This window comes from Bartonella sp. AU15XJBT (assembly GCF_028618615.1).
Taxonomy (GTDB): domain Bacteria; phylum Pseudomonadota; class Alphaproteobacteria; order Rhizobiales; family Rhizobiaceae; genus Bartonella.
Genome location: NZ_JAQITG010000068.1, coordinates 1 through 3,279 on the forward strand (window position 1 = coordinate 1; position 3,279 = coordinate 3,279).

At 37.8% G+C, this 3,279-nt stretch carries 3 protein-coding genes; 1 reads left to right on the top strand and 2 read right to left on the bottom strand.

Annotated features, from left to right (window positions below):
- Positions 1–1,816 (top strand): phage portal protein (locus PVV57_RS09885; protein ID WP_273783998.1); only part of this gene is annotated, 1,816 nt, incomplete at its 5' end.
- A gap of 92 nt (positions 1,817–1,908) precedes the next feature.
- On the opposite strand, the gene PVV57_RS09890 is transcribed toward PVV57_RS09885, so the two are convergent.
- Both PVV57_RS09890 and PVV57_RS09895 read right to left on the bottom strand, forming a co-directional pair.
- Positions 1,909–2,232 (bottom strand): helix-turn-helix domain-containing protein, encoded by a 324-nt coding sequence (locus tag PVV57_RS09890; protein ID WP_273783999.1) that lies wholly within the window; start codon positions 2,230–2,232, stop codon positions 1,909–1,911.
- 1 nt (position 2,233) lies between these two features.
- The gene (locus tag PVV57_RS09895; RefSeq protein WP_144756179.1) at positions 2,234–2,584 is read right to left on the bottom strand and encodes a type II toxin-antitoxin system RelE/ParE family toxin; all 351 of its coding nucleotides are present in this window, start codon (positions 2,582–2,584) and stop codon (positions 2,234–2,236) included.
- Positions 2,585–3,279 lie beyond the last annotated feature (695 nt).

The following is a 3,279-nucleotide window of genomic DNA, read 5'->3' on the forward strand; positions in this document are numbered from 1 at the left end:
GTGGAATGAAGCAGATTTAACGGCATTAAAAGAGCAACGCCGCCCCGTTATGACCTTTAATCGCATTGCACCACTTGTGAATGCTGTAGTTGGTTCAGAACGCAATAATAAGCGCGAAGTGCAATTTATTCCCCGTCAAATAGGCAAAGCATTGCCAAGTGAATTGCTTACGGGAGCAGCGGAATGGTTTCGCGATACGGCACATGCGGAATATGCGGATTCTGATGCTTTCCAAGATGCTGTCATCTGCGGAATGGGGTGGACCGATACGCGGCTTGATTATGAGAATAGTCTTGATGGTGAGCCCGTTATTACGCGTTTAGACCCCTTGAAAATGGTTTGGGATAGTGCGGCAGTGCAACCGAATTTAACCGATGCACAACGCATGTGGTATGTAGATCGCAAGCCCTTGGAAGTTGCCAAGCAAATGTTTCCAAAAGCCCATTGGAGTGAACTGAGTGCGGATTGGGCGAGAGATGGCGTTGCTTATGAAGGCATTCATCATAACGATCTTGAAGCGTATAATGATGAGAAGGGCATTGATGTTGAAAACGGTCGACGGATGGTCACGCTTGTTGAATGCCGTTGGTTTGAAAGCGAGAAATATTACAAGGCGCCCGATTTAGAAACGGGAGAACTTCGTGATTACAGCGAAGAGGAGTTTAAGCAACTCCAATGTATGATGCCCGATATCCAAGGGGCGGCTTTCAATAAAAAGGTTGTTAAACGCGCTTTTTTAGGAAGAAAATTGCTTGAAACGCCCGATCAACCTTTAGTTCCTGCGGGTCAATTGGGTTGGGAGTGTATCACGGGGTATTTTGATAAGATAGAACGGCAATTTTATGGGGTTGTAAGACCGACAAAAGATCCGCAACGCTGGGCAAATAAATATTTTAGTCAAGTCATGCACATTCTCAACAGCCAATCCAAAGGCGGGATAATGGCAGAGAAGGGGGCATTTGAAGACGAGCGAGAAGCGGTAAAAAGTTGGAGCAGGGTAGATAGTATTACGGTTTTGAAAAATGGCGCTTTGGCTGGTGGTAAAATACAACCCAAACCCGTAGCGCAATTTCCAACCGGTTTTTTCCAACTGTTTAATGAAGCGAAAGAAGCGATTAATCAAGTTACGGGTTTATCGCCCGAGTTTATTGGAACGAGAGAAGTTTCACAAGCAGGGATTTTAGAGGCACAACGGCGTCAATCCAGTCTTAATTTGCTTGCTTGTTTGTTTGATGGTTTGCGTTTGTATCGCAAAAGGCAGGGCAAGATTATTTTGCACTTGATACAGAATTATCTGTCAGATGGTCGCTTGGTACGGATATCGGGAGAGGAGAATGCACAATATATTCCCTTAACGCGTGAAGCTGTCATGAGTGTTGATTATGATATTGTGGTAGACGATGCGCCAACCAGTCCGAACGAAAAAGAGCGTACCTTTGGCATTATTACGCAGCTGTTACCGTTGCTTCAAAATGCCGTTACACCGGATATCATGCTTGATTTACTTCGTTATTCACCATTGCCTGCGTCTCTGCTTAATCGTGTAAGTGAGAAGATGCAACAGCAGCAAATGGCACAACAAGCCCAACAACAGCAAATGAATCCAGAACAAGAGATGAAGTTGCAAGAAAAGCAGCAGGATATTGCTGCTAAAAGTCAGATGCAACAGATGGATTTACAAGGAAAGCAGCTTGAATTGGTCATGCGTCAAGAGAGAGCAAAATTGGAAGCGGAAATTGATGCAACAACGCATTATAAACAAAAAAACAATAAAGTCAATATGTTGAGTGCAATTATTTTATATGAATCCACTTAAGAATCCACATTTTTATACGTGATTCATTTGACCATTTTTTATATAAGATTGCCATGTATGAATAGACCATAAAAAGCAAATCATAAAGAGATTTAAGAAGCAAAAACAACTTCAAATTGTCCTTCAAGCGTTTTAACTTTTTCCGAACTTACAACAATCTTGATATCATTTCCCAATTTTGCCAAACACTCAAGCATTTTCATTTCACTAATCCCTCGAAATTCTCCACTTAAAAGTTTAGATAATTTGGGTTGAGTCATTTTTAAAAGTCGACTAGCTTGCTTTTGTGTTAAGTTTTTTTCTTTAAGGATTTGACTAATCTTATGTGCAAGTTGCGCTTTGATAAGCATCTCTCTAGAATCTGAAAAACCAAGATCCGTATAAACATTGGAACTACCGTGAAAAACATTGATCATTTTAATCTCCTTCTAATTGTTCTGCTAATTTGAGACGTTCTTTAATCAGATTTATGTCTGGTTTTGGTGTTGCAATACCATGGGTCGATTTTTTCTGAAAACAATGCAACACATAAAGAGATTTTTTATATTTTACCGTATAAACAGCGCGATAAGTTCCTTGAATATCACGTTCAATAATTTCTAGCACATTGGCAGATCCAAACCCCTTGAGAACCTTAACATTTTCTCCCTTATCTCCTATCTGAGCAAGATAAAGAGCATAACCAATCCTTTGTTGAATAAGATCAGGAAGACTTTTTATATCTTTGAGTGAAGACCCAAGCCATATGATACGTTTTATTTTACTCATGATTATTAATATACCTATATAGGTATAATTTCAAGTGCTTATTTTAATAATACTAAGTTAGAAATGCTTAATTCTAAAGATAACGAACTCAAATTTGAGCTGGTTAATTTGCAGAGAAATTAGGTTTTAATGAAAAGTAAAAATACGCTTATGAAAGCTTTGCTAAATGCACGTTTAAACGTTTGAAACTGATGTTTATAACAGTTTTTAAAGCCTTACATTTGATAAAAGCGGTTGTTTATTTGTTCTTATGAGAGATTGTTTTGAAAACCAACGCTCGTAAATATAAAAAGAACGTTTTTACAAGACATTCATTTTAAGATGCATTTTCTTTTGATTGGATTGATAAAGCTACCAAACGTTTTGATATGTTTTGATTTTAGAAAATGCGTTATTTGAAATTCACTCAACTCAATTTTAAGGTCATCCTATTGAAAAGGTTTTAAAAGAAGCATCCTGATTATGGGGTTTGTTTTAAGTAAATCTCTTTACGATAAAGACATAGTGATTAAAGATTATATGCATCATTTACGTTCCTTTTGATAAGTTTTCATATGTTTAATAAAGCGCTTGTAATAGATATGTTTTGTATATATGCATTCATTATTGATTTCATTTATATGAAACATTTGCACATACCTCCATTGAAAGCCGCGTCATATCAGTTGGCACGGCTTTTTTTTGAATTCTTTCTT

Excerpts from the sequence above, each read along its gene's own strand:
- PVV57_RS09890 (WP_273783999.1), bottom strand. The coding sequence starts at position 2,232 with ATGATCAATGTTTTTCACGGTAGTTCCAATGTTTATACGGATCTTGGT.
- PVV57_RS09895 (WP_144756179.1), bottom strand. The coding sequence starts at position 2,584 with ATGAGTAAAATAAAACGTATCATATGGCTTGGGTCTTCACTCAAAGAT.